Here is a 24,301-nt window from a genome sequence, read left to right as displayed (position 1 = left end):
GGCTGTTGGCCGGGGAAACTAGCGCTCGCGCTGTTCGTTTTCCGCATCCTTGGCTTCTTGCTCCATGATTCTGGCAGCCTCTTCTTCCTTTTGTTTGACCAGGGCAGGATCAACATAGTACTCGGAAACAGCACGATACCTGATGCGGTTGGAAGCCGGGTTTTGCACGATAAAGAGAAAGGTGCGCTTGGTCGGGTCCACGGTCCATCGGGTGGCTGAGAAGCGGACCCATTGTGTGTCTTGCTGATAAAAAAACTCAATCGGGAAACGCTCTGAGCCGGCTTTCTGTTCCGTGATCACAAGATCGGTTGGTTTGACTCCGGGGGCGATCACCTCGCGCTTCTCCGTTGCCCCATAACGTAGACCGATGTTTGTCCTGGTCAGGTTGAAAACGCGCCGGGTCCCGAAAGGAAAGCTTTTGGAGCCCCCGTTGACCGCCAGGATGCGGTATGGCTCGTTGACGGAATCAGCTGCGGTAGGCAGACAGAGGAAAATGACATCCTTGGCTCCCTCTGGTACGTTGACGTGGGTAAACGGCTTTTCCTGGCCCGGTGAAAATACCGGCACCGCACTCGGCCCCTTGTACATCTGGGGGTTGGAAAAAGCATCGTCAAACAGGCTGAACTCAAGCCTTGCATCGGACTTGGCTTTGCTGATTTCTATTTTTCTCACCGTATCGTGGTAAGCCACGCAGACCACCCGGATGTTGACCCTAACAGAATCCGCCTCGGGTGCGGCGGATAGGGAGGTGTGGCCAATGCCGGCGGCACAGAGGCTGGCGAAGAGAAGCTGGGTTCTGTGGAACATCATGTGGACTTGATTCGTTGTTAGGTGTGACGCTGGTGAAATCGGTGTCGAAATCACACTTCCTCCTTCCCGAGCCACCGGAAAGACACGATGTTGAGTTTCCTGCCGAACAGTTTGTTAGTCTGTGTCAGCTCGTCTCCTGTTTGGTGGGCTTGATTGGTGGAGTCAATGTAGTCGTGGTTCCGCTGGACAACCGCCTCGCACCAGGCCCTGGCAATGACATTGCCCTGGGCGTCTTTTGACTCGCCGTAGGCGCGGACGGTAAAGGTGTCGGCGCGCACGGTCATGGTGGAGCCAAGCGCTTGGAGCAGGTCCCCCTGCATCAAGTAAGCGGGGGCACCGGCTGCCCGGAGTCCGGTGGCGGCGTCGGGATTTGCAAACGAAGTGCTGTTGTCGTTCTGGAAAACCTTGAAGTTTTGGGTGTTGATATCGGTGGCGTCGATGGCTGCCTGCAGCGCGCTGCTTTTTGTGAAATCGGAGGGGTTGCCACCGGCCCCGCCGCTGTTGGACAGCCTGCGGTTGACAAAATCAGCCATGGAGAAAAACGGTCCCCGTGCCTTGACTTGTTCGACAATGGCTACGGCCAGTTTCTCAATCTCGTCACTCTCCAGTGATTTGAAACCGTTCCAGAGGAGGGATTTGTTTTTCAGGCCGGCGTTGGTCATCAACACATCGTCAGCCAGCAGGTCGTTGACGATTTGCTGGCGCGGGTAGGCCGCCGAATAGTCAGGGTAATTGTCGGCCATGCCGGGGGTGAGCGCCTCGCCGTTGTGGCGGGGGATGGTGGCCGACTGCATGGTTCCGAGAAAGGCCCGCCAGGCTTCGACCGAGGTCGAGTTGACATTGAAGCCGGCGAAGCTCAGGCGCTCGGCGACGCGTTCGTGACCCGTTTCTTCATCGAGGATGTTGGTGGCAACGGATTCATCGCTGCTTTTGCGCCAGACAAAGCGTGGGTTTTCCACGTGCTCCCTGGACGCGCCGGATACAATCTCGCGCAGGGTCTCAGTGCGCTCGGCCTGTGACTGGTTTTGATAATCGTCTGACCAGAGCGGTGGCAGCCCGGAATGGAAATACCGGTCGAACAGCGCCCAGTTGGCCAGGTAGGAGTGGTCGAAATAATCGTAGTTGCTTTTATCGGTACGGTTTTTGATGGCATTCTTGAGAACCACTTTGTCCTTGCCGACAAGTGGGTGTGCGTAGCCGCCGCCAATGATGAAGCTGGTGGCCGGGTCAGCTGAATACTCCGAGGCATCGGACCTTTGTCCGTAACCCAACTGATTGATGAGGGGGTTGTAGAGGAGGTCAAAATTACGGTATGCGGCCAGCGACAGTGGTGCCCGGGTGGGGATTTCCTTCATGGTCACGAAGTTCACACCAGTCTCAGCGGTATTGCCGGAGCCGAAGTATCCCCGGTGGGTTTTGGGCTCAATCTCCACGCCCTGGTTATCCCAGTCGGATACCTTGTAAACAAAGGCATCCCAGTAGCCTCCCACTTTTTCTGACTCGTTGAGCGTATCCCCGCCGATGATCGAGCCGTGGCTCCATGAGGTGTGTAAAAAGGGCAGCACCTGTGGATCGTCAATGGGCACCGTGCCGGCATCGCCTTTTTCTTCCGTGCGAGCTGCCATATCAATGACAAAGAGAGGTTCTTTTTTACCCGCTAACAAAGCGGCTCCCTGAATGTTGTTTCTAACAATCGTGCCGTTGGTATGCAGGGTTTCGTGGTATTCCTTGGTGCTGATGTCGTGGATACCAAAGCTCTGGAGGCCGCGGTAGGTGTCGCCACTGGCCAGCTTATCAACCCCCGGGCCGGCTTTGTGCATGATCAGGCGATGGAACAGCAGGTGTTTTCCCTGGGAAAAATGTCCATCATAGCGGGTGGGGATGGCATCAAAGGTGGTGGTGACACTGATGGACTCGGCACCACTGATAGGCCCGCCGTAACATTGTCCGCTCGAGCTGTATCCTAACAGTCCTCCCTTTTCCGACCAGCCCGGCACAGCGGTAACCGAGCGACCGTATTGTGCAAACCTGTTGTCCCAGTGGGTGGGTCGGTTACTGACATCCGAGTAGACCAGCGTCTCGCCCGGCTTGAGGGTCATGCCGGCGATATCAAAGCCCATGTGTGCGTTGGGTCCGGCGTCGGCGGAATACTGGAATACCGAGGTGCTGTAGCCGGTGAGTGCCGGTTGATACAGCCCGCTGCCTCCGCGTTGTACCCTGATTCTGCAGGAGGGCCACCAGGAGTATAAACGCATCACCCCTGAATCGTAGGGTACGCGGATCTCGATATTATAAGGGTTCCAGAAGGTGCAGACCGGCTCGATAACGAGCCCGATTCTGCCGTTTTGGGCGGCAAGGGAGAAGAAGAGCTGCATCCTCACCAATACCGGTAGGGGAGGCTGGCAATGAAGTCGCCTGATCCTGCCCCACACCGATGTCATACCGGAGCCCTCATAGGACAAGTAAGGGTTATAGCCATCCCATTTGATGAATTGCGCCAGGCGGTGGTAGTCGGCCAGACGTTGCCAGCTGGGGAAGATTCCCTGTGGATTCCCCGTCTCATAAATCGGCATTTCCGTTGGAATGAGAGTGCCGGCCGTTGCCATTCTGGCACTGCGCCGGTGTGAGGCCGCCAGGGTATCGTTGCCAAACAAGCGGGAGAGGTCCCATTTCATGCCGCCCTCCCTGACATCCACCGGCAGGCTCATGGTGGTGGTGGAAAAATCGTGGTAGTTTCCAGGTCTTCCATCGGGGTTTTGCGGGTGAGTAGCCAGCATGTGCAAGGTGATGAGCCGGCGTAAGTTATTCCGGTCTTGATCGGCGTCACTGGAAGTATCCAGCCAATCGAGGGATGCGGACATCTTGCTGCCGGCAAGCGGCGCGCTTTGCAGCAGTGCCTGGAGTTCCGGTGTGCTTGCGCCGACCTTGGGCAGGCCGGGGAGGTTCAAGCGGGCCTTGACGGACTCATCGGCCACCCACCAGGCGAAGCCGCCACCGCTGGGTGCGGCAAGGATCTCAGCGTGGACATTCTGGGCGTCCGTGGCTGCATCCGTGGTGCCCTGGCCGAGAACAAGGGCTGTGTCCTGTGCTCCGCTGATCGCCGTCGCTGCGGTGCCAAGTGCGGTTGCCGAATCGAGGTCGCGGAGTGATACCAGCCAGCTTTCAAACAGATCGGTCTTGCGGGCCTGGTAGTTAGACGGCTCCATGGTGTTGTCGGATCGCCAGACACCGGTCCAATACGCATTGGGATAGGAGCTGGAGCTGGCCGATGACGAAGGGGGCGAGGGGTCAAGGACTGCCGCGGTTGCGGTGATACGCTGGTCAGGCCCCAGGTTTTTTTGGATCTGTCCGAGGGCGACCATCAGCGCCAGGCGTGCATTGGCCCTGGCTTCCGCTTGTGCCTTGTCGTTGTTTAACGAACGTGTTGTGGTAGCCGACAGGCTCAGTAGGGCGAGCGCTACCATCACCAACAGAATCATGACCGAGATGGTGGCAATCAGCGCAAAGCCATCATTCACACCAGCTGGGGTGCCGGGTAATCTTTTGGGCGCATTACCTATGCTTTTCATAAAGTTATTATCCTCTCGGTGTGCATTTTGTAAATACAAATTTAACCACAAAGGTGCCGGGTCGCAGCACAGCCACTGGAAACGAGGGCCAGGATATGCCAAGGGCACCGTGCCCTTGGCATGTGGGAAGTGTGGATGACACTCAAATTATTTTCTGCGGCGTAAAACCAGAGCGAGTCCGCCGAGCCCGAGAAGAGCTGCGCTGGATGGCTCAGGCACCACATAGGCAGACGGCAGCGCTGTTCCGGCAGCGAGAGCCGCGATCTGTGTGCTGTCAAGAATACCGCTATAGAACGCCAGGTCGTCGATGCCTCCGCTTTGGGTGCCTCCTGCGGTTCCACCGATTGTGTTCACCCCGATGGTGATATCGCGTGTTGGATTCACATTTCCCGAGAGAGAGGTAATGTCGGTGGTAAATCCGGACAATGCGCCATCGATGTAAACCGAGGCGTTGCCGGAGCGGTCCATGGTGACAACCACGTGCTCCCACTTATCGCGGGTATAGGTTCCTTCGTTGATGATGATCTCAGAGCCGCTGCTGCCCTCAACACGCATATTGAGGCCAGGGGCGGTGGATCCCAGGATTTGGAAACCGGCGAGTGTGCCGTCCATCATGTCGAAGATACGCACGGCGCGGTCATCCAGGTCGCTGGAGTCATCATAGACCCAGTAGCTGACGGAGAAGTTGCCTGTGCCGAAATCGAGAGCGGAGGATGAGCCGGCTCCAAAAACATCACCGGAAAGATAACCCGTTCCGCTGATCACGAGGTTGAGTGAGTTGCCACCGCTGCCCCCGGATGCGCCATAGGTGGCGTGGGTGCTGATATCGGGTGAGTTGACGGCGGTGGTGGCTATGCCTCCGACAGAATCCTCGATGTTGCCGACTCCGGTATCGAAGTCCCAGTAGGCGAGGGTGGTGGCGGCCCCGTGGGCCCCTGCAATGGTAAGAGCTGACACAGCAAAAGAGGCCAGCATGGGTTTGGTTGTTTTCATCATTGGGTTAGGTTTTGGGTTTTAGGTTTTAGGTCTTGGGGGCTTAGGTTTTAGGTCTTGGGGGCTTAGGTTTTTTTGGGGGTAGGGTTTTGGGCTTGGGTTTGTGCGTTCGTGTTTTCTGTTACCTGCGACGGCGCAGCATGAATGTCATACCCGCCAAGCCGAGCAGGACTGTGCCGGACGGTTCGGGAACCTCGAGGGGTGTCAGAGCGCCACTGGCAAGGCCGGTGATTTGTGCTTCGCTGAGGATGCCTGAGTAAATGGCAACATCGTCGAGCGAGCCACCGAGTCCGCGATCGGCAGTAGTACCGAAGACGTTGAACGCACCGAGGTACTGATCGGTGTTCCAGTTGACAGCCCCGAAGCCTCCGGCAGATGCATCGACACCGTAGCCATCGATGTGAACTTCAATGCCGGTGACGGGATCGTAGGTGGCTGCGACAAAGTGCCAATTGCCATCGTCGAGTGGAGACGCCGTACTGTCGTAGAGCGCGGCACCGCCGCCGCCAGCGCCATCTACACGGAATGCAAGGGTGTTCGTGGCAGAGAGGTAGAGCGACTGGGGCCCTTCACCACCATTACCGCTGAAGTCCAATATGCCACGGTTGGTGGTGGCGTTGGAGATGTTGAACCAGAAGCTCATGGAGAATGCATCGGAGCCCGAGTTGTGGACATTGCCAGCGGGGAGGTCGACATAGCTGGCGGAGGTGAAGCCACCTGCCTGGGATGCGGGGAATACGGCTGCGGTCGGGCTGCCGGTGTGGCCTGCCGTGGTGGAAACATTTGCTCCGGCCGTGCCGTGCGCAGTACCAGCTTTATCGGTATATCCACCTTCGAAGTCCCAGTAGTTGACGACGCTGGCGGCCCCGTAGCCCCCTGCAATGGTAAGAGCTGACACAGCAAAAGAGGCCAGCATGGGTTTGGTTGTTTTCATGTTGTTGGTATGTGTTTGATAAGGCTCGTATATGGTATTGTTCGGCCCGTGTTGTGTTACTGTTGTGTTACATAAGGCAAGGCATGGTGTGGCACTCTATGCGCGGTCTTACCAAGACAAATAGCGGATAGGCGGGGATCGGCTGAAAAAATCCGCTTTATTGGAAAATGGTGCATATGGTGCGTATGGTGCGTATCGGATGCAGCAGGTTTTATGCCGGATTTTTCAGCCGATTCTACGAGTTGCGCTATTTTTACCGTGAGTTACCATGCGTTAGCAAGGACGATGGCAACCATTGTTTCAAGACGACCCCGTTATCCACCGTATGATCCAGGGAAGCGAAAACGATTCTGGCGAAAGCGCTGAGTATGTTCAGTTAATGACTGAGCACCAGGGGGCGATGCTGGGGTATATTATCTCCCTGATCCCCCAGGTGGATGGGAAAAGTGATGTTTTGCAGGAGAGCAACATCGTGCTGTGGAAAAAACGGCATGAGTTTGTGATGGGCACCGATTTCAAGGGCTGGGCGTTTAAAATCGCTTATTTCCAGTCGATGGCGCACCTGAAGAAGAAAAAACGCAGCAAGATGACGGCTGTGGAGAACTCGGTCCTGGAAAAAATAGCCGATGAATACCTGTATCGCAGCTCTGACCAGCAACGTTTGCGGAATCTTGAGCACTGCCTCGCCAAGCTTGAACCCGGGGACAGGGAGCTGGTTGACCATCACTACAAAAAACGGGGACAGCTTGCTGAATACGCCAAGGCCACCCAGCAGTCGATAGGCCGACTGAAATACGCCCTCTCCAGAATCCGCGGCAATCTCAAGGAGTGTATTGAGATGAGGGGGGACGACCGGATTGGCGGCTTGAACCATTTGGAGATGGGAGACATATGAAAGACGATTTTTCACCAGACCCCAAGCTCATCCAGTGGGTGCAGGAGTTGATGACGGGAGACATCACCGATGCTGATTACGCGCGGCTGATGGACGTAATGGATGCGGACGTGGAGGCCAGGGCCTATTACATCGACCAGATGCAGATACACGGTTGGTTGTCATGGGTCTACGGACCCGGTCAACCATTCGAGGCAGGCCAGCCTGGGCCGGTACTCGCCGGCAGTGCCCCCCCCGCACCAGCCAAAACATCGGTCCGCCTCACTCGTTATGTCCTGGCAGCCGTGGCAGCGGTGACCGCCTTGATCCTTTGTGCGGTTGCCTTTTTACCCCGGTCGCCGGAATCGCAACCCGGGCAGGTCGCCGAACCGGTAAAAATATCCACCTTCCACGCAAATCCCAACGGCAAGCCGCTGGTGCGTATTTCCGCCCTGTCCGGTGTGCGTTCAGACGGGCGGATGGCGCTCGGGCAGTGGTTGTCGGCGGGTCACCTGGTGCTTCAGCAAGGCAGCCTTGAGCTCACCTACTCGAGCGGAGCGAAAGTGACCGTGATGTCGCCCTGTGACTATCATGTTGAAAACGAAACGAATGGATTTTTAGCCTCCGGCAGCATCAAGCTCAAGGTTCCGGCCTATGCCCTTCCCCACACGGTGTCCACAGCAACCAAGTCGTTTTCCGGTGATGACATGGTGGCCGGAATCCGTGTCGATCACGATGGGACAAGCGAGGTGCACGTGATGCGCGGGACGCTGGAAATAGGGACGCCTGATGTCAAACGGGAGGAGACGTGCAGCGCAGGGATGGCGATGGCGTGGAGCAAGGACGACACCGTGGGGCGGGTGATTGTCCATCGTGGTGATCGATTTGCCGAACCCCGTTTCGACGCGGTGGTTAAAACACCCGACTACCAGCATTGGTCGTGTGACACCGTCTCCCCGCTGGAGTTCCACCCGTCCAGGGGTGGCAAGTGCTACACGGGCAAAATGCATGACTGGTCCAATCTCGATGTTTCCGTTGTGCCCGACCAGAGAAATGACAGTCGTGTCAGGGATGCCATCTACATGCTGGAACGCGGGTCGCTCAAGGTTGGCAACAGGAACGCCGCAGCCTTGGTCTACAAGGAGGGAGAAGTCACCCATGCCGAGGCCTGGCTGGTCGAGGGCAGGTATGGCAACGGCGTCAATTTCTCCGGCAGGGAGAAGTTCATCTCCACCGATTACCGTGGCGTGGAGGGCAAAAACCCACGGAGTGTGGTGTTCTGGATACGCGTCCCTGAAGACAAGGAGGACGAATCCATCGATGTTGCCGTAGGCTGGGGTTCTCTGAATCGTGGTGCCAAATGGATTGTCCGGGTGAATGAAAACATCAAAGACGGGCCGTTAGGGGCTGTCCGCACCGAGTGTTCCTACGGCTTTGTCATCGGCTCGACTGATTTGAGGGACGGAAAATGGCACCACGTCGCCAGCGTCATGGTCGGTGGGGGGGACCCGGATGTATCCACCCACGTCTTGCATTACATCGATGGCAGGCTCGAAGCCGTGAGCGGTGCCAAATCCCAGGCCATCAATACCGTGCCGAGCGACGGGAAGTATTTTCCCGTGACCCTCGGGTTGAGTTTGAACTCCTACGAGCATGATTTCGGCGACATGGATCATTTTTTCAAAGTGAGGGCCATTTCCGGGCTGCCTATCAAAACAGCGAATGCCAGCCTCGATGAAGTCTATATTTTCGAGGGGGCCATCAGCCCGGATGTGATCAATGCACTCATGCAGACCAATGAACCCACCGCAGCTGCTGAATGAAAAGGTACCTCCACCTGGCGCTGGCCATGGTCGTTGCATGGCCACTCGCCTCGGATGCAGGCGCCCAATACAATGTCCTGTTCATTATCTCGGACGACCTTACGTCCACCGCTTTAGGGTGCTATGGCAACACGGTATGCAAGACACCTCATATCGATAACCTGGCATCGGAAGGGACCCGCTATACCCGTGCCTATTGCCAGTATCCCGTGTGTGGTCCGTCGCGGTCGTCGTTGATGTTCGGGTATTATCCACATACCACGGGCGTGTTTGGTTATGTCAGCGGTCGTAGTCAGAATGGCTCCAGGGAAACGTGGTCGCAGTTCTTTAAAAACCGCGGATATTATTCCGCCAGGTGTAGCAAGATTTTCCACATGGGGGTTCCTAACGGAATTCGATCCGGAGGCAACGGGGCGGATGACAGTCTGTCATGGACCGAGCGGTTTAATGCACAAGGAGCGGAGGCCGAGGATGCGGTTCCGTTGGACCCGGCGCTCAATGGTGGCAACCCTACCGCTGAACGCCTGCAGGGCATTGACGAAGGGAGCAGCGGGGTGAACCAAATCATCGGTGGCAATACCTATGAGTATGTGATCGTGGCCAATGATGATACGGCCCAGTCCGATCCCAAGTCTGCCGCCAAGGCATGCGAGCTGATAGAACTTCATAAAAACGAGCGCTTCTTTTTAGCGGTCGGGTTCGTGCGACCGCACATCCCGCACGTGGCACCCCAAAAATACTTCGATATGTATCCATGGCAGGGCATCGTCCCACCCGTCGTCCCAGCCGGAGACCAGTCGGATATCATCGCCCGCAAGGTCACCACATCGAGCCTCAAGTTCAATACCGAGGAGAAAAAGAAGGCGATCGCCGCGTACTACGCCACCGTCTCATTCATGGACGACCAGGTGGGCAAGGTCTTGCAGAAGCTCAAGGACGAGGGGCTTGAGGATCAGACCATAGTCGTCTTTACCAGCGACCATGGATTTTTCCTCGGAGAGCATGACTTCTGGTCAAAACAATACGTCCACGAGGAGTCTTCCAAGGTGCCGCTGATTATCAAGGTTCCGGGGAAGGCGCCGGCTGTGTGCCACTCCCTGGCGGAGTTGATCGACCTCTATCCAACGACGGCGGAGTTATGTGGCTTGGAGGTTCCCACACGCCTGCAAGGCAAGAGTCTCGCGGCGACATTGGATGACCCGGCGGCAACGGTCCGGGACACGGCTTTCAGTATTTTTGAATCAAACAATTACTACTATCTGCGCAGCGACCAGTATGCGTTTATTCAATACAATGCCAGCGGGTCCGGCGGATACGAACTCTACGATATGGCCAGTGATCCGCTACAGCTCACCAATGTGGCTTCTGATCCTGCCTATGCAACCACACTGGCATGGTTCAAACAACAGATGGTCGCGAAAATCGAGTCGGTCAACGGACATCGGGATGACCATAGCCTCTGGTTGCCATTCAATGAGGGTGATAGCACGGAGGCCATGGACGCGAATGGTGAGAACCGCGGGAACCTGGTCAATTTCGCCGGGAGTGTGGCGCAGTGGGTGCCGGGCAGGCATAACCGGGCCTGCCTGTTCAGCGGGGCGCAACAGGTCGATGTCTCCCGTTTCACTCCTCCTGGCGGCACCAGTAACAGGACAGTCTCGGCCTGGATAAAAACCACGCAAAACGGACTGATATGCCACTGGGGTAACGCACAGTCAGCTGGCCAGGGGTGGAGTTTATACATCAATGACGCTGGTAAACTTAGCCTCGATGGCGGTGGCGGGATGCTGACCACATCCTCAACGATTAACGATGGAGCGTGGCATCACGTTGCTGCTAGCTGGGAAAAAGACCTGTCTCCCGATTTGTCAGATACCAGGATGTATGTTGACGGTCAGTTAGAGGTGCTGTCGCAGGTGTCCGGTGTAGCCATCAACACATCAGCGTCCGGGTTGACTGTTGGAGGTCCTCAAATTGCAACTTCCGCATCAGCGCCCGGTTCGGTGATCCCGCCGTTCCAAGGTGTGATCGACGAGTTTCGCGTGACCCATGAGGCGTTGGCCCCGGCAGACATTGTGTTCCAGTATGCCGAGCAGAAGAACAGTGAGAGCGCATGGGTGCTGCAACACTTCGGCGCCCCCCGGACATTTGATTGGACGGCGGACCAGGATATGGATTTTAAAAGCAACCTGTTTGAGTATGCGTTCGGATTGGATCCCAAGGTGCAGACGGCCGGAGCGACTGTGCACCAGGCAACGCTCAATCCCGCAACCAGGAAGCTGGAGGTCACATTCCCCAAGCGGATCGATGGCACCCATTCGATTTCCTACACCGTGCAGGTTTCCCGCGACATGGTGGACTGGTCATTGCCGTTTACGGTAACAGCCACAGGGCCCACCGTTTCGCTGGATAACAGCCGGTTCGAACAACTGACGGTGGCAACCGACGGCACCCTGGAATCAGAAAACCGCCTCTTTGTCCGCGTCTTTCTGGAACAGTAGTCACCGAGGATAACCAGATGGCCGGGCTGCCAGCCACTCCAGTTGACGGGACATGGGCAGGGGCAGGGGAAATGCAAAAGGCTTATTTTTCCCTCCTTTTTCATTGCCAGCCGTGGCCTTGACCTTTTAGAGTGGCCACCAACCATGAAAACTACGTTCCAACTCCTCGCGCTCGCCGTTCTCTCTCTCGCTTTCTCATCATGCTGTGGCCTTCTGCCTTGCGGGGGTTCACTTTCCGCTGAAAAGGAAGTGACAACCTATCAGGAAAGCCAACGCACCGTCTATGGTGACAAGACATCCTACGTGGTTACCGACCGCGTTCCAGTAACCACGACCGAGCGTGTTTCCACATGCTGCAACAAGTGTGGCTCCAGCTTCTGCCCCAAGCCCCAGTGCTGTGGTATCATCAGCCCCAAGGTCCTTGCCCGCGCCACCGCCCAAGGTGGAACCGGTGAGCCGCATATCGGCCTGATCCCCACCATGAAGACTCTCGCCCCGGACGCGAACTAAACCCTCCGATCATCACCTTTTAAAAAGGCCATGGCTCAAGAAGTCGTGGCCTTTTTGCTGTCATCGCGCGGCTCGGAGGCCCCGTCTCATCGGCGTAAGGCGGTTTTCGAACCTTGCAGTCATGGATTTTGGCATAATCAGCTTGCCCATTGGCTCCGTTTCAACGATGTATTCCGCGCAGATACCCAGACTTTTCCCATGCCTATCAATATTGAAATGCCCAAGCTTTCCGACACGATGACGGAAGGAACCCTCGTGAAATGGAACAAGCAAGTCGGTGATACCATTGAAATCGGGGACGTCATCGCCGAGGTGGAAACAGATAAAGCCACCATGGAAATGGAGGCGTTCGATGAGGGTACCCTTACCGCCATCCTTGTCCAGGAAGGTGAAAAAGCCGCAGTGGGTGCCGCTCTCGGGGTGCTGTTGGAAGACGGCGAGGAGGCCAGCACAGCACCTGCCACGACCGGCGCAGTATCAACAGACACCCCCGCCCCCGCCGCCCCAGCAGCGGCTCCCCATCCTGCCCCACCCGTGGCTCCCGCCCAGGCCAACCCCAATACCGGCGAGCGCGTCAAAGCCTCTCCCTTGGCACGCAAGATTGCCGCGGCCAAAGGCCTGGACATCCATGCCATCCAAGGCTCTGGCCCTGGTGGCAGGATTTTGAAGTCGGATGTCGAAAGCTTTTCCGCCGCTCCAGCACCGGCCGCGACCCCAGTTCCATCCCCAGCCCCATCTCCAAGCGTCGTCGGGACGCCGGCGGCTGCCGCAGTGTCACCGCTCGCTTCCGCTGCCACCGCCCTCGCCGCCTCCGCCAAGTCCCAGGCGGCCCAGTCCTCGGCCTCACCTGCAACTAGCGCGCGTACAAGCTCACCAGCCCCCGTGGCGATCAATCCTGTGGTGACGGCGGAAGACAAGACCGTTGAGCTTAGCTCGATGCGCCGTATCATCGCGGACCGACTGCTTACCTCCAAGACCACCATCCCCCACTTCTACCTTCATGTGGAGGCGGATACGGCACCGCTGATGACCTTGCGCAAGCAGGTCAACGCCCAGGCCGAGCAAACGCATGGCAACAAATACAGTATCAATGACTTTGTGCTCAAAGCCGTGATTAACGCCGCGCAGGCGGTTCCCGAGGTGAATGCTTCGTTTCATGGTGACAGCATTGTCCAGTTTGCCAAGATCGGAGTATCCATCGCCGTGGCTGTCGATGATGGCCTGGTCACCCCGGTTATCAAGGACGCCGCTAACAAGTCGATGCTCCAGATTTCCAAGGAGGTCAAGGACCTGGCTGTGCGCGCACGTGATAAAAAACTGCTTCCCAACGAGTTCGATGGAGGGACGGTCACCGTTTCCAATCTCGGTGCGTGGGGCATAGAAAGTTTTGACGCCATCATCAACCCTCCCCAGGCTGCCATTCTCAGTGTCGGTGCCATTGTGGAAAAACCGGTCGTCAAGGACGGCCAGATTGTTCCCGGCATGCGTATGAACATCGGCCTCAGCTGCGATCACCGGGTGGTCGATGGCGCTGTCGGTGCCAGGTTCCTCAACGAGGTGAAAAAGCTCATTGAAAACCCCGCCCTGATGCTGGTTTAGGCAAGGGGCAGTGCATGACAGATGGATGACCGGGAAAGAGCCATCATCACGGGTGCCGCAGGCGGACTCGGGCAGGCGATTGCTTCCAGTCTCAGGTCAGCCGGGCTAGCGGTACTGGCTCCCGGGAGAGATGAGCTGGATGTCACGTCGCCAAATTCCATCAAGTCCTATTTGGCAGCCGCCGGGCAGGTTGATTTGTTAGTATGTAATGCTGGTCTAACAATTGATAAACCACTGGCCCGTATGACCGAAAAGGATTGGTCGGACGTGGTGGACGTGAATCTCAAGGGAGCCTTCCTCTGTGCCCGAGAAACATCGCGCGGCATGATGAAACGCCGGTCTGGAAACATGGTGTTTATCTCCAGTTTCTCAGCAGTTCACGCACCCGCCGGACAGGCCAATTACGCGGCGGCCAAAGCCGGTTTGTTAGGTGCGATGAAATCCATGGCACGCGAGCTGGGTCCGCGCAATATACGGGTGAATGCCATCCTGCCTGGATTTTTGGAAACCAGGATGACCCATGGTCTGTCCGATGAGCTCAAACAGGCAAACCTCGACAGACATACCCTCGGCCGGTTTAACACACCGGAGTCGGTGGCAGGGTTCATCACATTCCTGCACCGGCAGCTGCCTCACACCTCCGGCCAGGTGTTCAATCTGGACAGCCGGATTCTTTCCTGGCGATAAACCTCTACCGCGCGTCCGGGTTCGGGCGATGGCGGCGTTGTTGCCCGATTGGGATGATCGGTCTCTGATTTGCGGTAAAGCAGGATATGCGCAGTTTGGGGCGTGTGCCGCAGAGCCAAAAAAGCTCTGTGTGCTATGTGTGATATTGAGGACATCGCTGTATTGACGGCTGTCAGTCCGGCATGCGTGTCATCCTTGAGTCGTCTAACCATAAATAGCTATGAATAACACCGTCCTGCCGCCATTGCGCGACCTTGAGCCTGAGGTCCAGCAAGAGATTGATGAATGCGTGGAACGCTGGAGCGATCAGGAGGGAAACCTCATCATGATCCTTCACGAGATCCAAAACCACCACGGCTATGTGCCACGTGAAGCTAGTTTGCTTCTAGCGGAAAAAACCGGTGTTCCGCTCGCCCGGATTTATGAGGTGCTCACGTTTTACCACTACTTCCGGCTGGTTCCGCAGGGGAAACACCAGATCACCGTGTGCAACGGCACAGCCTGCTATTTGAAGGGCTCCGCGCGCTTGCTCAGCGAGCTTGAAAACCGACTCGAAATCAAGGAGGGGGAAACCACGGATGATCGCTTGTTTCACCTCGAAACCGTTCGCTGTATCGGCTGCTGCGGGATGGCGCCGGCTGTGGTCGTGGACGGCACCACCGTCGGCAAGGTAGCCACAACCGATATCGCGGGAATCATCGAAAAAATACATATCCAAGAAGAAACCAATGAATAGGAACTTTGCACAAACCTGGGAAACCCTACGCCAGGGTATCAATACCACTCCAGAGGATGCCTGGATTCGTGTCGGCATGGACTCCGGAGGTATCGCTGCCGGAGCCAGGCGCCTCTTTGATCAACTGGCCGCCCAAGCCATGGCTGCCAAATGCCAGATCCCCATACGCCGCGTCGGCTCGTATGGTTACGCCTTCGCTGATCCCTTGGTGGAAGTGAAAACAGCAGGGGCGCCAACGATCCTTTACGGACTGGTCGACGAGGAAGCCGCTGCCGCGATTGTTTACCAGCACGTTGGCCAGGGAAAACTGCTCGACGGACACATCATCGGCTCTCGTCAGCGGGGGAAAACAATCGACGGCCCGGTCACTGCCATTTTGGTCAGGGACAGCTCACGGGATGAGGGGGACAAGACGGAATTCTTCAAGGAGTCGATCCATGCGGAATTAACCGAGCACGGTCTTGCCGATACCGTGCAGGTGGTCAGCGCGCTTGACCTTGGAATTTATGATGAAGGACTGACCGTCCAGCTGCTGCCATCAGGCGTGACCTACACCAACGTGCTCAGTCGTGATATTACCCGCCTTGTCACCGAATCGGTTCAAAAACAAGAGGTGTTGGACCACCTGTTGTATTCCAGCCCTGATTTGCAGGAACGTATTGTGCTGCGCAACTGCGGTATCATTGACCCGGAAAGCCTGGATGACGCCCTGCGCCATGATTCCTACAAGGGGTTCGTGCGGGCGCTCACCGAACAGAGCCCGGAGCAAGTCATCGATACGGTGAAAACCAGCGGTCTGCGCGGACGCGGTGGCGCGGGATTCCCGACAGGGGTCAAGTGGGAGTTGACCCGCAAACCGGAAGCGGACCGGAAATTCGTTATTTGTAACGCCGACGAAGGTGATCCGGGAGCCTTCATGGATCGCTCCGTCCTCGAAGGCGATCCCCATGCCGTCCTGGAGGGTCTCATGCTGGCCGCTTTTGCCATCGGGGCTTGCAAGGGTTATTTCTACATCCGTGCGGAGTATCCGTTGGCGGTCAAACGCATCCAGAAAGCCATCGACCAGACACGCGAGCGAGGTCTCCTGGGCGAGAACATTCTCGGTTCGGGATGGAGCTTCGATGCCGCCATACGGCTTGGTGCCGGTGCCTTCGTCTGTGGTGAGGAAACCGCCCTGATCGCCTCCATCGAGGGGCGGCGCGGTAGTCCGGAACCCCGCCCGCCTTACCCGTCTGTCCAGGGGCTCTGGGGCAAGCCGACGAGTATCAACAACGTCGAAACCCTGGCCGCCGTGCCGTGGATTGTCGCCAAAGGCGGCGAGGCCTACGCCCGCTTTGGAACCGAAAAATCAAAGGGCACCAAGGTGTTTGCCGTCACAGGCAAGGTTCTCAACGCGCAGTTGGTGGAAGTCCCCATGGGGACAAGTGTCAGGGATATCATCTTCGGCATTTGTGGAGGCGCCCAGGATGCGGTGCCTATCAAGGGGGTGCAGACCGGAGGCCCCTCCGGAGGAATTATCCCGGAACCCTACCTCGACACCCCGATCACCTATGAGAATCTCTCCGAGCTGGGGTCGATCATGGGCTCGGGCGGGATGCTGGTGATGAATGAAAATGATTGTATGGTGGATGTCGCGGCGTTTTATCTGAAATTCTGCGTCGATGAATCCTGTGGCAAATGCGCCCCGTGTCGAGCCGGTGGATACCAAATGCTGCAACTCCTGCAAAAAATTGCCAAGGGCCGGGGGGAGCCGGGGGATCTCGATCTGATTCGCCGCATCTGTAAAGCCATGCAATGCGCATCGCTATGCGGCTTGGGCCAGACCGCACCCAACCCCGTGCTCTCATCACTACGATTCTTCGAGGATGAGTTCCTCGCCTACATCGAGGGCGGGACGAGCTACGCCCGCAAATTGAAAAAGGCCCGGGCGGAGGGCCGTAACCTCAAGGATGTCGTCTAACATAATCACATCATTCTAACATTTACCCCAACCCGTAATGACCATCACCACTGTCAATGCCCGTATCAACGGTCTCGATGTCGAGGTGCCGGTCGGCACTTCCATCCTCGATGCCGCCCGCTCCGTGCAGATCAAAATACCAACGCTGTGCAAGCACCCGGACCTATTGCCCACCTCGGCCTGTGGTCTGTGTATCGTCAAGATCGCCGGTTCTAACAAGATGCCCCGCGCCTGCGCCACGGCTGTCGAGGAAGGCATGGACATCACCACCCATGACCCGGAACTTACCGCTGTGCGCTGCTCCACGCTGGAGCTTATCATTTCCAACCACCCGAACGCCTGCCTCACGTGTGGGCGTAACGGTAGCTGTGAGTTGCAAACCCTTGCCGGTGAGTTTGGTATCCGTCAGGACTGCATCCCGCGCTATGTGCGCGAACTGGAGCCCGACTGTTCTACCGGCTCGATCATCATTGACTTCACCAAGTGCATCAAGTGCGGGCGCTGTATCCAGGTCTGCCAGCAGCAGCAAGATGTCTGGGCCTTGTCCTTCCTTGAGCGCGGGATTAACACCCGCATGGCGCCCGCAGGGGATATTCTGTTAGCCGAGTCTCCCTGCGTCCGTTGCGGCCAGTGCTCAGCCCACTGCCCGACGGGTGCGATTGTTGAAAACGATGAAGTCCCCGCCGTTTGGAAAGCCCTGCGTGATCCGGCGAAATACTGCACCGTCCAGATTGCGCCGTCCGTCAGGGTTGCCCTGGGTGAGGCCTTTGGCTACCCTCCGGGCACAGACCTGACCAGGAAAATCTATTCGGCAATGCGTCGACTTGGTTTCAAGGCGGTGTTTGATACGAACTTCTCGGCGGATCTGACCATTATCGAGGAGGCCGCTGAGTTTGTGCAGCGGTTTACAACGGGTGGCGAACTCCCACTCATCACCTCATGTTGCCCCGCCTGGGTCGATTTCATGGAAAAGCGCTTCAGCGACTTTGTGCCTAACTTCTCCACGGCGAAATCCCCCCAGCAAATGCTCGGGGTGTTGGCAAAAACCTATTTTGCAGAGAAATCGAGTCTCGACCCCGCATCCATCTATCAGGTTTCCGTGATGCCGTGCACCGCGAAGAAATACGAAATCGAGCGCACCGAAGAGATGCACGCCTCCGGACACGCTGACGTTGACCTGGTGATCACCACCAGGGAGCTGGTCAGGTTGATCAAGCAGTCGGGGATTATGTTGGATGAGCTTCCGGATGGCGAGGCCGATTCGATTCTCGGCACTTACTCCGGTGCGGGTCTGATTTTCGGGGCTACCGGCGGGGTGATGGAGGCCGCCCTGCGCACCGCCTACCATGGGATCACGGGCAGGAACCTCGAGCATGACGCCATCAACATTGCCGCCGTCCGGGGGATGGACGGGATACGCAGTGCCACCATCAACATCGAGGGCACGGAGGTTCGCGTGGCTGTGGCGCACGGCCTCGGCAATGTGGACCGACTGATGCAGGAGGTGAGAAAAGCCCGCGAAACGGGCGAGCCGACCCCTTATCACTTCATCGAGGTCATGGCCTGCCCGGGCGGATGTATCGGTGGTGGTGGCCAGCCCTACAACGTGACTGATCAACTACGTGCCATCCGCACCAAGGGACTCTTTGATTGTGACGATGGCATGAAACTTCGCTTCTCCCATGAAAACCCGGAGATCAAAAAGGTCTACGACGAGTTTCTCGGGGAGCCGTTGGGCGAAAAAGCCCACAGCCTGCTACACGCCCACTATGCCCCGAGAGCTGCCTACAAACGTTAACAGGGATACAATTTCCCGAAACAAGGTCATCAAGCCTGTTGCGGCCTGCGGTCTGTTGTCAGCTGTTATTCTATCAGGCCACGCTGCCGCAGCAATAACGGATACAGATGACAGGCTGCCGCCATCGGTCATCCAGGCCGGGCAGGCTCTGTCGTCGGTAGGTAGTGGTATCCTGGCCTTGGCGACGGAAACCCCGCTTGAGCCATCCGGCGAGCGCCTCTCTGCGGTTTTCCAACGTGTGCCCGGACTGACGGCCCAGGACAGTTTTGGTGGATTTGACCCGCCACGTCTTGCCGTGCGGGGATCGGGCGTCCAGAGTGCCCCTACCAGCAGGGGGCTTTTGATCTCGTTTTTTGATATGCCGCTGAATGCCGCGGACGGCTCGTTCAACCTCTCCCTGCTGGAAAGCTCATGGATGCAGTCTGCCAGCTTGACCCGGGGGCCGGCGGCAGGTGTGCCATCGCTCGGTGGCTCTCTAACACTCGGTAGTGACTCGGACCTCTTTGATCTCCGGTGGTCAGCCGGGGCATCGTATGGCAGTGACAACACCCTCACCCTGTCCGCAGGCGGGGCGCAACAGGTCAATGGGCTCGATCTGGCTGCCCGCGCTGTCTTCAGCCGCACGGATGGCTGGCGTCCGCACTCCTGGCAGGAACGCACAAGCTTCCTTGCCGCCCTCCGCTCGGCACTGGCCGATGATACGGAGCTGACCATCCGGTTTTTCGGCTCCCGGCCATCCTATGAGGTGCCTGGACCGCTGAGCTACCACGACGCCCTGCACCATCCGGAGAGCAACCTCAAACGAGTGGTTCTGGACCGCCCGCGCCGGGAAACCGAATACGGCCAGCTCTATGCGCGTGTTGACAAACGCTGGACCGATACCCGCGCCTCGCTCGGTATCGGCGCTGTTTCCAATCGGGATACCTTCTATCAACTACTCCCTAACGGAATCAGCAGCTCCAGGGAGCAGGAAGCCTACATCACCTTCAAGGCGGAGAAAAACTGGAACTCCGGCGCACAACAGACCCGTTTTGCCTCCCTGCTTCACGCCGGATGGTGGGATGTCCACCGCTACCGGTCCGTCGGTGGTGAAATGGGCGCGCTGATCGGTCACCAGCGGCTCGAACCCGTCACGCTAACCGCCGCGCTCGACCATCGCTGGGATCTTACCGGCAACCAGAAATTGGAAGTGGGAGCCTCCCTGCTGTCGGCTGACAGGGATATCCATGATCGACTCGGCACCGCAGCTGGACTGACTCCGGTCGATTTGTCATCATCCGGCAGCCGACTGGCCCCCCGCGCGGCGTGGTCGTGGTCGCCGTTGGAGTACACCACCCTCACCGCATCGTGGTCCCGGTCGTATGAGCCACCCAGCTACAACGACCTCTTCCATATGACCGGCCCGATGAATGCCCGCGAGTTGCGCAGTTCCCCGCTGGAGTGGCAGACGGCGAACTCTTTTGAGATTGGCGCGCACGGACGATACGACCGGCTTGCGTGGTCGGCTTCCATTTATTATGCGCCATGGGAAAACGAGTTTTTACGTCTGGTGGACGCCGGTGGCTCACCCCGGGGCACGGTTAATGCCGGTGATACCATCCACTCCGGCTTTGAGGGTGCGGTGGAATGGGATCTGCTGCCTGGGTCCAAGAGCGGACTGAGTGCCTGGGCGACCTACAGCTATACCGATGCCCGGTTCGACAACGATCCGGTTTACGGTGACAAACGACTGGGAGGCATCCCGCCGCATACCGGCGCCATCGGTTTGCGGGCGACCTCCGCCGGCGGGTGGTTTATTGCTCCGGCCTTCCAGTGGAGGGCAGGGGACACCTATGGCGACCATGCCCACGGCTCAAGCTACGGAGGCTCCGGGATTTGCTCGCTGGAGCTGGGCCGCAGACACCCCGATGGCTGGGCTGTGACCCTGGGGGTTTACAACCTGTTCGACAGCGATGCCATTGCGAGCACGGCGGGTGTGCTCGACAATGCCGTTGGTAGTGACCCCGCGATTTTCTTGCCCGCCGCTGGACGTACGGTGGAGCTTAGGGTTGAATACACGTGGTAACCCTACCGACTGTTCATGTACGCCGCCCTTCTCACCGCCCTGCTGTTTGCACTAACAGGGGTTTGTGCTGCGCAGGCATCAAGCCTGCTTGGTGCTGGTCGTGCCAATGCCTGGCGGCTGGTGATCGCGTTGGCGGTGCTCGGTGTTTGGGCGCACGGCTTCGGTTCCGGACTTGGTGGCGGCGTGCTGCGCTGGTTCATGTGTGCCGGCGGGATTGGTTTTGGTCTCGGTGGCTGGTGTGTGTTCCAGTCGCTGCGCCGGATCGGCTCCACGCTCACCCTGCTTATTGTCGAGTGCTCTGCGGCACTTTTTGCGACTGCGATCGGCTGGATATTTCTCGGGGCCTCACTGCAAATTGGGGAAATCGCCTTGGTTGTTCTGATCCTTGCCGGAGTGGTCATGGGCTTGGCTCCGGGCTTGTCCGTGGTTGATGCCAGGAGCGCGGTCAGACCCCGGCGCAGGGTTATTCTAACAGGTACGGCCTTGGCGACCGCTGCCGCTCTTTTGCAAGCTGTGAGTTTCAACCTCTCCCGCCATGCCTTTTCCTTGTTAGAAACCAGTGGTGCGTCGATCAAGCCACTTGATGCGGCCTACCAACGACTGCTTGGAGGGTTTTTGGTTGCGCTGTTCCTCTATGCCGTCACGGTGTGTGTCCGCCGTTTCCGCCCGGGGAAGCCCGGTATCACGTCCACGTTTCCGGAATCGCCGCTACCTGCTCCGGTGTGGGTGACGCTCAATGCCTTGTTCGGGCCTGTGCTGGGGGTTACATGTATGCTTTGGGCGATCAGCCTGGTGGCCAACCCGGGTCTGGTGCAGGCGGTTGCAGCCAGTGCCACACTGCTGACGGTGCCCTTTGCCCGTCGGTTGGAGTCCTCGCGTCCGGGGCTTTCCTATTACCTCGGTTGCCTGCTGGCGCTTGGCGGTATTGCCGGGCTTTTGCTCAGCTGATATTCAAGGCGGGTTCGAGGGCGCGCCGTATCAAGTCGAGTGCATTCTGGCTGGTAGCTTGTTTGAAATGCTCACGCCCCTGGGGGTGGTATTTACGGATGGCCATGCGTGTTGTTGGAGTAGCGAGGCCGATCCAGACGGTGCCGACCGGTTTGTATTCGCTGCCGCCGCCTGGTCCGGCGATACCGGTGACTGACACTGCGATGTTGGCGCGGGACCTCGCCAGAGCACCTTCGGCCATGGCGACGGCGACTTCTTTGCTCACCGCCCCGTGGGTTTCCAGGGTGGTTTCGTTGACGCCGAGCAGTTGTTGTTTGGCGAGGTTGGAATAGGTGACAAAACCATGGGTGAAAACCTCCGACGCACCTGGGACATCGGTGATTCGACTGGCAATGCGGCCACCTGTGCAGCTTTCTGCGAGACTGAGTTTCTTGCCTCGTTGGAGAAGCAGTTTGACCACGACTTCCTCGAGGCTTTCCCCTGTGTGGCTGAAACATTCATTGGAAAAGGTGCTGATGGCCAGGTCAGCTGCGCGCACAATGCTGTCGATGGGGCCGATCAGTCGCAAATCCACTTCGGACGGGCGTGCGCAATAGCCAATTTCCAGGTTCGGGATGGCGAGGAATGCGTCATGGAGAGCCGCATGAAAATCGCTTTCGCCAACGCCGGTGAAGCTGAGTGTATGCACTTGCTGGTCATCCCGGACATCCGCCAGGGAGCGGAGTATGGGCACGACTTCATTTAGAAACATCGGTTTCATCTCGCCAGGCGGGCCGGGGAGAAGAAAGAGGGCGCAGAGGCGGTCACCGCTCATGCGCGGGGGCGCGTAGATACCGGGCGCGGTGCCGTGGGGGTTGGGTAAAATAGTGGCTCCCACCGGGTTCAGTGCCTGCTTTTTGTTAGCTTCTGCCATCACCCGGTTTCGACTGGAGAAAAACGCTTCAAGCGACCGCAGAGCGGCCTCGTCGGTGATGAGATCGACACCTAACACCTCTGCTGCCGCCTCGCGTGTGAGATCATCACTGGTCGGGCCAATACCGCCGGTAACGATGACCGCGTCACTGCGCTCCATCGCCTCAGCCATGGCCTCGGTAATGGCATTACCGTCCGGCACAGTCGTTTGGCGCTGCACCCGCAGCCCGAGCTTGAGTAACTCACCGCCGATCCAGGCACCATGGGTGTTGAGGGTGGTGCCTAGCAGAAGCTCGCTGCCGGTGTTGATGATTTCGATGTTCATGGAACCATGGATCGGTCGGATCAGACGGATCTTTGGTGTTTAATCCAAAAGCGTGCTTCTGGAGAACAGGGAGACCACCGGGATGCCGCGTGCTTCGATGGCTTCGCGGCCGCCTTCCTCGCGGTCGACCAGCACCAGGGCAAAGGCGATTTTCGCACCGGAGGCTTCCAGGACGTCGGCGGCTTTGAGCGTGGAGCCGCCGGTGGTGATGACGTCATCGACGATCACGATGGTGTCGCCGTCCTTGAAATTCCCCTCGATCTGTTTGCCCTTGCCGTGGCCCTTGGGCTCCTTGCGGACGGTGAAGACCTGGAGCGGTTTTTCATCGGCGGCGGAAGTCATACCGACAGCAAGTGAAATGGGGTCGGCACCGAGGGTCATACCGCCAATGGCCTGCACATCGAGGCCGCGGTCGGCGATTTCCTGTTTGACGGTTTGCCAGCCGAGTTTTCCGATCAGGTTGGCACCATGCGGGTCCATGGCGGTAACCCGGCAGTCGATGTAGAGATCGGATGTTTTACCGGATGCGAGGGTGAACTCGCCGGTACGGACGGATTTTTCAAGCAAGAGCGCCTTCAGGGCAGCGCGGGTATCATCGTTGGACATGCGCCTTCGTTAGCACTGAATACTGAATACTTCCAACTGAATACTCCCCGACGGGGTAAAAAATACTGCCAGGAACTGCGGCAATGACGGACAAACTGTGGCTGCTACCTTTCGGTCCTGACCAATTTCATCTGCCGACACTCCACAGCCCTGACAGCGCGGTTTTCTTAATGCCTGGGAGGAGGATTGCAAGCTGTTTTCCTAGACGGTGGCCCGATTCCTCCGATTTTGATGAAGGGCATCACCGGCCTTGGCGAGTTTGCCGAGGAAAATGGCGGTGGCGGCGGAGAGGAAAATCCCTCCGGTGAGCAGGCCGAACCCGCTAAACGAGCCGACGCCAAACAGGAGCCAGGCGAGGGCGCTGAGCATCATCATGCCGAGGCCACTGAGGGCAAAGCCGATAATCAGGCCGTAGCTGATGATGGAGATGGCGGGGCCACCCCAGCCCTTGACGCGGGTGGCTGCTTTTTTGGCCTGGGTGGCACATTGATCGATGACGGGATGGTCATTGGTGGATGTGGTTTGTTCGTTCATAACGCTGCGGAACATGGCAGCCGTCGGTGAATGTTTGATGCAGCAACCATGAAATTTGTGTGAAATTGAAATGCGGGCCAATTTCCCGAAGTCCCGAAACCTTTCGGTTCATACATT

Annotated in this window: 18 protein-coding genes and 1 other RNA gene; 11 read left to right on the top strand and 8 right to left on the bottom strand. The window is 57.9% G+C overall.

All coding sequences use genetic code 11. From position 1 onward, the window contains the following. Positions 1-18 precede the first annotated feature (18 nt). The 4 genes from H7A51_16650 to H7A51_16635 form a co-directional block, all read right to left on the bottom strand. On the bottom strand, positions 19-810 hold the full coding sequence (locus H7A51_16650; protein MCP5537849.1) for a hypothetical protein: 792 nt from the start codon (positions 808-810) through the stop codon (positions 19-21). A 50-nt stretch (positions 811-860) separates the two neighbouring features. After that, a complete protein-coding gene (locus H7A51_16645) occupies positions 861-4,379 on the bottom strand; it encodes a hypothetical protein (GenBank protein ID MCP5537848.1) in 3,519 nt (1,172 codons plus the stop codon). Positions 4,380-4,526: 147 nt separating this feature from the next. Further along, on the bottom strand, positions 4,527-5,375 hold the full coding sequence (locus H7A51_16640) for a LamG domain-containing protein (protein MCP5537847.1): 849 nt from the start codon (positions 5,373-5,375) through the stop codon (positions 4,527-4,529). Positions 5,376-5,493: 118 nt separating this feature from the next. After that, complete coding sequence (locus H7A51_16635; GenBank protein ID MCP5537846.1) at positions 5,494-6,306, bottom strand: PEP-CTERM sorting domain-containing protein; 813 nt, start codon at positions 6,304-6,306, stop codon at positions 5,494-5,496. Positions 6,307-6,631: 325 nt separating this feature from the next. Between H7A51_16635 and H7A51_16630 the strand changes: the two genes are divergently transcribed. The 11 genes from H7A51_16630 (at position 6,632) to H7A51_16580 (ending at position 21,807) form a co-directional block, all read left to right on the top strand. Continuing rightward, positions 6,632-7,201, top strand: coding sequence for a sigma-70 family RNA polymerase sigma factor (locus H7A51_16630; GenBank protein ID MCP5537845.1), 570 nt, complete (start codon positions 6,632-6,634; stop codon positions 7,199-7,201). Beyond that, positions 7,198-9,003 carry a hypothetical protein gene (locus H7A51_16625; GenBank protein ID MCP5537844.1) on the top strand — a complete coding sequence of 602 codons (1,806 nt, stop codon included), beginning with the start codon at positions 7,198-7,200 and terminating at the stop codon, positions 9,001-9,003. Before H7A51_16630 ends, H7A51_16625 begins: the two co-directional genes overlap by 4 nt. Next, the gene (locus H7A51_16620; protein MCP5537843.1) at positions 9,000-11,504 is read left to right on the top strand and encodes a sulfatase-like hydrolase/transferase; all 2,505 of its coding nucleotides are present in this window, start codon (positions 9,000-9,002) and stop codon (positions 11,502-11,504) included. Before H7A51_16625 ends, H7A51_16620 begins: the two co-directional genes overlap by 4 nt. Before the next feature lie 144 nt (positions 11,505-11,648). Then, entirely contained in the window at positions 11,649-12,014 is a 366-nt protein-coding gene (locus H7A51_16615) for a hypothetical protein (GenBank protein ID MCP5537842.1), read from the top strand. A gap of 198 nt (positions 12,015-12,212) precedes the next feature. Beyond that, positions 12,213-13,613 carry a 2-oxo acid dehydrogenase subunit E2 gene (locus H7A51_16610; protein ID MCP5537841.1) on the top strand — a complete coding sequence of 467 codons (1,401 nt, stop codon included), beginning with the start codon at positions 12,213-12,215 and terminating at the stop codon, positions 13,611-13,613. A gap of 21 nt (positions 13,614-13,634) precedes the next feature. Next, complete coding sequence (locus tag H7A51_16605) at positions 13,635-14,300, top strand: SDR family oxidoreductase (protein MCP5537840.1); 666 nt, start codon at positions 13,635-13,637, stop codon at positions 14,298-14,300. 220 nt (positions 14,301-14,520) lie between these two features. Beyond that, on the top strand, positions 14,521-15,036 hold the full coding sequence (locus tag H7A51_16600) for an NAD(P)H-dependent oxidoreductase subunit E (protein ID MCP5537839.1): 516 nt from the start codon (positions 14,521-14,523) through the stop codon (positions 15,034-15,036). A gap of 139 nt (positions 15,037-15,175) precedes the next feature. Further along, complete coding sequence (locus H7A51_16595) at positions 15,176-16,996, top strand: NADH-quinone oxidoreductase subunit F (GenBank protein ID MCP5537838.1); 1,821 nt, start codon at positions 15,176-15,178, stop codon at positions 16,994-16,996. Between the two features lie 37 nt (positions 16,997-17,033). Next, positions 17,034-18,794: an iron hydrogenase small subunit gene (locus H7A51_16590; GenBank protein ID MCP5537837.1), complete on the top strand. Its 1,761-nt coding sequence runs from the start codon at positions 17,034-17,036 to the stop codon at positions 18,792-18,794. Further along, on the top strand, positions 18,766-20,859 hold the full coding sequence (locus H7A51_16585) for a TonB-dependent receptor (GenBank protein MCP5537836.1): 2,094 nt from the start codon (positions 18,766-18,768) through the stop codon (positions 20,857-20,859). Before H7A51_16590 ends, H7A51_16585 begins: the two co-directional genes overlap by 29 nt. Before the next feature lie 15 nt (positions 20,860-20,874). Then, positions 20,875-21,807: an EamA family transporter gene (locus tag H7A51_16580; protein ID MCP5537835.1), complete on the top strand. Its 933-nt coding sequence runs from the start codon at positions 20,875-20,877 to the stop codon at positions 21,805-21,807. Here the strand turns inward: H7A51_16580 and H7A51_16575 are convergent. From H7A51_16575 to H7A51_16560, 4 genes are all read right to left on the bottom strand, one after another. Continuing rightward, entirely contained in the window at positions 21,800-23,044 is a 1,245-nt protein-coding gene (locus tag H7A51_16575; protein MCP5537834.1) for a competence/damage-inducible protein A, read from the bottom strand. The two genes, H7A51_16580 and H7A51_16575, sit on opposite strands and share 8 nt — an antisense overlap. Positions 23,045-23,083: 39 nt before the next feature. Further along, positions 23,084-23,650 carry an orotate phosphoribosyltransferase gene (gene pyrE, locus H7A51_16570; protein ID MCP5537833.1) on the bottom strand — a complete coding sequence of 189 codons (567 nt, stop codon included), beginning with the start codon at positions 23,648-23,650 and terminating at the stop codon, positions 23,084-23,086. A 63-nt stretch (positions 23,651-23,713) separates the two neighbouring features. Beyond that, positions 23,714-23,806, bottom strand: an RNA gene (ffs, locus tag H7A51_16565) — signal recognition particle sRNA small type. 45 nt (positions 23,807-23,851) lie between these two features. After that, a complete protein-coding gene (locus H7A51_16560) occupies positions 23,852-24,184 on the bottom strand; it encodes a hypothetical protein (protein ID MCP5537832.1) in 333 nt (110 codons plus the stop codon). Positions 24,185-24,301: the final 117 nt, after the last annotated feature.

It is taken from the genome of Akkermansiaceae bacterium (assembly GCA_024233115.1).
GTDB lineage: Bacteria > Verrucomicrobiota > Verrucomicrobiia > Verrucomicrobiales > Akkermansiaceae > Oceaniferula.
This window is presented reverse-complemented; position numbering and strand designations above follow the sequence as displayed.